The following is a 4,376-nucleotide window of genomic DNA, read 5'->3' as shown; positions in this document are numbered from 1 at the left end:
GCCCTGGTGGTGGGCCTCAGGGCGTGCGCGCGCCCCGAGTCGCTCACCGACTGGCCCGCCGCTGTCCGCGAGGCCGCGAGGGACGCCGTACGGGATGCGGGCGGCAGCGCCCTGGTGCTGTTCGCGGTGGCGACGGCCGCCGCGTGCGCCTGGATGCTGGTGCCGCTCGCCTTCCTGGCGCCGGGGCCGCTGGCGTTGGCGCTCACGGCGGTCGACGTACGGCACAGCGCCGGACGGTAGGCCTGACGGGACATCACCGGCCAGGAGATTCCGCCCTGTTCATGTTCCGATCTCCTGGCATGTCCAAGTGTTAAGGGGCGATTGGAGTACATGCGGTGTGAAAGCACCGTTGCGGTGTCAATCATCTTGTCATGAACCTGCGGCCCGAGGGAGGTCGCAGCCTCATGGAGGTGTGGGATGCACCGCAGACTCGCCACCGGTATGGCCGCCTCAACGCTGGCCCTTATCACCGTCGTCGGCACCGCCACCGCCGCCGGCGCCGCTCCCGCCGACAAGCCCCAGGTCCTCGCGAGCTGGACGCAGACCAGCGCGTCCAGCTACAACACCTGGACCGCCGCCCGCGCGAACCAGGCCGCCTGGAGCGCCTACGCGTTCGACTGGTCCACCGACTACTGCTCCTCCTCGCCGGACAACCCGTTCGGCTTCCCCTTCCAGATGTCCTGCGCCCGGCACGACTTCGGCTACCGCAACTACAAGGCCGCGGGCACCTTCAGCGCCAACAAGACGCGCCTCGACAGCGCGTTCTACGAGGACCTCAAGCGCGTGTGCGCCAAGTACAGCGGCGGCACGAAGACCGCCTGCAACAGCACGGCATGGACGTACTACCAGGCGGTCAAGGCCTTCGGCTGATAGATCGTCAGCCCTCGGGGGGCCGCCGCGTACAGCGGCGGCCCCCGAGGTGGGCGCCTCAGTCCGTGGCTCGGAAGGAGCGCAGCCGCAGGGAGTTGCCGACGACGAACACGGACGAGAACGCCATCGCCGCCCCGGCGAGCATCGGGTTGAGCAGGCCCGCCGCGGCCAGCGGCAGGGCGGCCACGTTGTAGGCGAAGGCCCAGAACAGGTTGGACCGGATGGTTTTGAGGGTCCTGCGGGCGAGGCGGACGGCGTCGGCCGCGGCGCGCAGATCACCCCGTACGAGGGTCAGGTCGCCGGCCTCGATCGCCGCGTCGGTGCCCGTGCCCATGGCGAGGCCCAGGTCCGCCTGTGCCAGGGCGGCCGCGTCGTTGACGCCGTCGCCGACCATGGCGACCGAACGCCCCTCGCGCTGAAGGCGCTTGACGACATCCACCTTGTCCTGCGGCAGCACCTCGGCGAAGACGTCCTCGGGTGCGATGCCGACCTCGCGGGCGACCGCCTGGGCCACGGCCTTGTTGTCGCCGGTCAGCAGGATCGGGGTCAGGCCGAGGGCGCGCAGCCGTGTGATCGCCTCGGCGCTGGTCTCCTTCACGGCGTCGGCGACTTCGAGGACCGCGCGCGCCTCGCCGTCCCAGGCGACCGTGATGGCCGTACGGCCGGCCGCCTCGGCCTCCGCCTTGGCTCGCTCGAGCGCCTCCGGAAGCTCCATGGCCCACTCGTCCAGCAACCGCTCCCGCCCGACCAGAACCGCATGTCCCTCGACGACGCCCTGCACGCCGAGACCAGGCACGTTCGCGAAGTCCTCGGGCGCGGGCAGGGAACCCAGCTTCGCCAACGCCCCCTCGGCCACGGCCCGGGCCACCGGGTGCTCGGAGGCGTGCTCCAACGCGCCCGCCAGCCGCAGTACTTCGGCCTCCTCGGTGCCGTCGGCGGTGTGCACGGCCACCAGGGTCATGTGGCCGGTGGTGACGGTGCCGGTCTTGTCGAGGACCACGGTGTCGACCTTGCGCGTGGACTCCAGGACCTCCGGACCCTTGATGAGGATCCCGAGCTGGGCTCCGCGCCCGGTGCCGACCAGCAGCGCGGTCGGCGTGGCCAGGCCCAGGGCGCACGGGCAAGCGATGATCAGGACCGCGACCGCGGCGGTGAAGGCGGCCGTCAGTCCGGCGCCGTTGCCGAGCCAGAAGCCGAGGGTGCCCAGGGCGAGGGCGATCACGATCGGGACGAAGACGGCGGAGATCCGGTCGGCGAGCCGCTGGGCCGCCGCCTTGCCGTTCTGGGCGTCCTCCACCAGCTTGGCCATCCGCGCCAGCTGGGTGTCGGCGCCCACTCGGGTCGCCTCGACGACGAGCCGCCCGCCGGCGTTGACCGTCGCTCCGGTGACCGCGTCGCCGACACCGACCTCCACGGGCACGGACTCGCCGGTGAGCATCGAGGCGTCCACGGCCGAGGAACCCTCGACGACCGACCCGTCGGTGGCGATCTTCTCGCCGGGGCGGACGAGGAAGCGGTCGCCCACCTTCAAGTCCTTTATGGCGATGGTCTGTTCGCCGCCGTCGGGGCGCATCACGGTGACGTCCTTCGCGCCCAGCTCCAGCAGCGCCTTCAGGGCCGCGCCCGCCTTGCGCTTGGAGCGGGCCTCGAAGTACCGCCCGGCCAGGATGAAGGCGGTGACTCCGGCGGCGGCCTCCAGATAGATGTTCCCGGCGCCGTCACCTCGGGCGATGGTCAGCTCGAAGGGGTGGGTCATGCCGGGCGTGCCCGCGGTCCCGAAGAACAGCGCCCACAGTGACCAACCGAACGCGGCCGTCGTACCGACCGAGATCAGCGTGTCCATCGTGGCCGCGCCGTGCCGCGCGTTGGTGAACGCCGCCTTGTGGAAGGGCCATCCGGCGTACGTCACCACCGGTGCCGCCAGCGTCAGCGACAGCCACTGCCAGTACTCGAACTGCAGGGCCGGAATCATGGCCATCGCGACGACCGGCACGGCCAGCACCACCGCGGTGACCAACCGCTCCCGCAGCGGCCGGAGTTCGTCGTCCGCCGTCGTGTCCTCGCTCTCCGGCTCGGTCCGCACGGGCTCCTGCGCCGTGTACCCGGTCGCCTCGACGGTGGCTATCAGATCCCGCACGGAGACGTCGTCGCCGTAGCTGACTTTCGCCTTCTCGGTGGCGTAGTTGACGGTGGCGGTCACCCCCTCCATGCGGTTCAGCTTCTTCTCGATGCGCGCCGCGCACGAGGCGCAGGTCATGCCGCCGATGGCGAGTTCTACTTCGGCGCCGATCCCGGTGGTGGACATCGCTGCTCCTCATACGGGGTGGGGGTACTGTTCCTCGTGCAGTCCTGTATACCCTTGGGGGGTATGTAAGGCAAGTCGCTCGCAGGGGTTGACTTAGTACCCCCTAGGGGTATGTTTGGCCGTGTCGAGGCCTCGTACCGCAGGCCCTGGAGCCCAGGAGATCGCCATGCATGCCGGAATGAAGATCACCGCGTTCGCCGCCGCGCTGGCCGCGACCTTCGGCACCGCCTACGGCGTGGGCAAGGGCGTCGGCCCCGTCGCTGACGAAGCCGCGCCCGCACGCCACGAGAGCCACAGCGAGGCGTCACCGCAATCGGGGGGAGGCGGCGGCCATGGAGGGCATGAACAGTCCCCGGCCGGCGGGCTGCAGATCTCCGAGAGCGGCTACACCCTCGACCTGAGGACACCGCGCGTCGCGGCCGGCCGCCAGGCCGACCTGCGCTTCGTCATCCGGGACAGCGCCGGCCGCGCCGTCACCGCCTACCAGCGGGAGCACGACAAGGAACTCCACCTCATCGTCGCCTCCCGCGACCTGGTCACCTACCGCCACCTGCACCCCACCCGCGCCGCCGACGGCACCTGGAGCATCCCCGTCGAGCTGCCCCGCGCCGGCGGTTACCGCGTCTTCGCCGACTTCACCCCGGCGAAGAAGAATGCCGAGAACCTCACCCTCGGCGCGGACCTGGCGGCCTCGGGCCCCTACCAGCCGCAGCAACTGCCGGCGCCGAGGGCCACCGCGAAGATCCACGGCTACGACGTCGAGCTGGACGGCACCCTCCGGCCGGGCACGGCCGGCGAACTGAAGCTGAAGGTCTCCCGGAACGGCAGGCCCGTCACCGACCTCCAGCCCTACCTCGGCGCGTACGGCCACCTGGTGGCCCTGCGCTCCGGCGACCTCGCCTACCTCCACGTCCACCCGAACGGCGAACCCGGCGACGGCACGACCAAGCCGGGCCCGGACATCTCGTTCACGGCCACGGCACCGAGCAGCGGCACCTACCGGCTCTTCCTCGACTTCAAGCACGCGGGGGAGGTCCACACGGCGGCGTTCACGGTCCGGGCCGGGGGGACGGCAGTCGAGGGCGACGAGTCCACAGATGAGCCCACAGGCGCCCCGGACGCCCACGAGTCGTCGGACGGCCACGGGCACTGACAGCCGCCACCGCTTGACCGGCCGGCTCCGGCCGCGGCGGGCGCCACT

General features: G+C 71.3%; 3 protein-coding genes and 1 pseudogene. 3 read left to right on the top strand and 1 reads right to left on the bottom strand.

The features are described 5' to 3' along the window. Nucleotides 1-240, top strand: a pseudogene (locus CLM62_RS31130) (hypothetical protein); the annotation flags it as partial. A gap of 177 nt (nucleotides 241-417) precedes the next feature. Next, the gene (locus CLM62_RS31125) at nucleotides 418-870 is read left to right on the top strand and encodes a phospholipase (RefSeq protein ID WP_095753234.1); all 453 of its coding nucleotides are present in this window, start codon (nucleotides 418-420) and stop codon (nucleotides 868-870) included. 58 nt (nucleotides 871-928) lie between these two features. On the opposite strand, the gene CLM62_RS31120 is transcribed toward CLM62_RS31125, so the two are convergent. Next, nucleotides 929-3,175, bottom strand: coding sequence for a cation-translocating P-type ATPase (locus tag CLM62_RS31120; RefSeq protein WP_095753233.1), 2,247 nt, complete (start codon nucleotides 3,173-3,175; stop codon nucleotides 929-931). A gap of 166 nt (nucleotides 3,176-3,341) precedes the next feature. Here CLM62_RS31120 and CLM62_RS31115 point away from each other — a divergent pair, with 166 nt between their 5' ends. Beyond that, nucleotides 3,342-4,328 (top strand): hypothetical protein, encoded by a 987-nt coding sequence (locus tag CLM62_RS31115; RefSeq protein WP_095753232.1) that lies wholly within the window; start codon nucleotides 3,342-3,344, stop codon nucleotides 4,326-4,328. The last annotated feature ends 48 nt before the right edge of the window (nucleotides 4,329-4,376 follow it).

The organism is Streptomyces sp. SA15 (genome assembly GCF_002291145.1).
Lineage (GTDB): Bacteria > Actinomycetota > Actinomycetes > Streptomycetales > Streptomycetaceae > Streptomyces.
Note: the sequence above shows the minus strand (reverse complement) of the source record. Positions and strands in the feature narration are given on the sequence as shown.

Excerpts from the sequence above, each read along its gene's own strand:
- CLM62_RS31125 (WP_095753234.1), top strand. The coding sequence starts at position 418 with ATGCACCGCAGACTCGCCACCGGTATGGCCGCCTCAACGCTGGCCCTT.
- CLM62_RS31120 (WP_095753233.1), bottom strand. The coding sequence starts at position 3,175 with ATGTCCACCACCGGGATCGGCGCCGAAGTAGAACTCGCCATCGGCGGC.
- CLM62_RS31115 (WP_095753232.1), top strand. The coding sequence starts at position 3,342 with ATGCATGCCGGAATGAAGATCACCGCGTTCGCCGCCGCGCTGGCCGCG.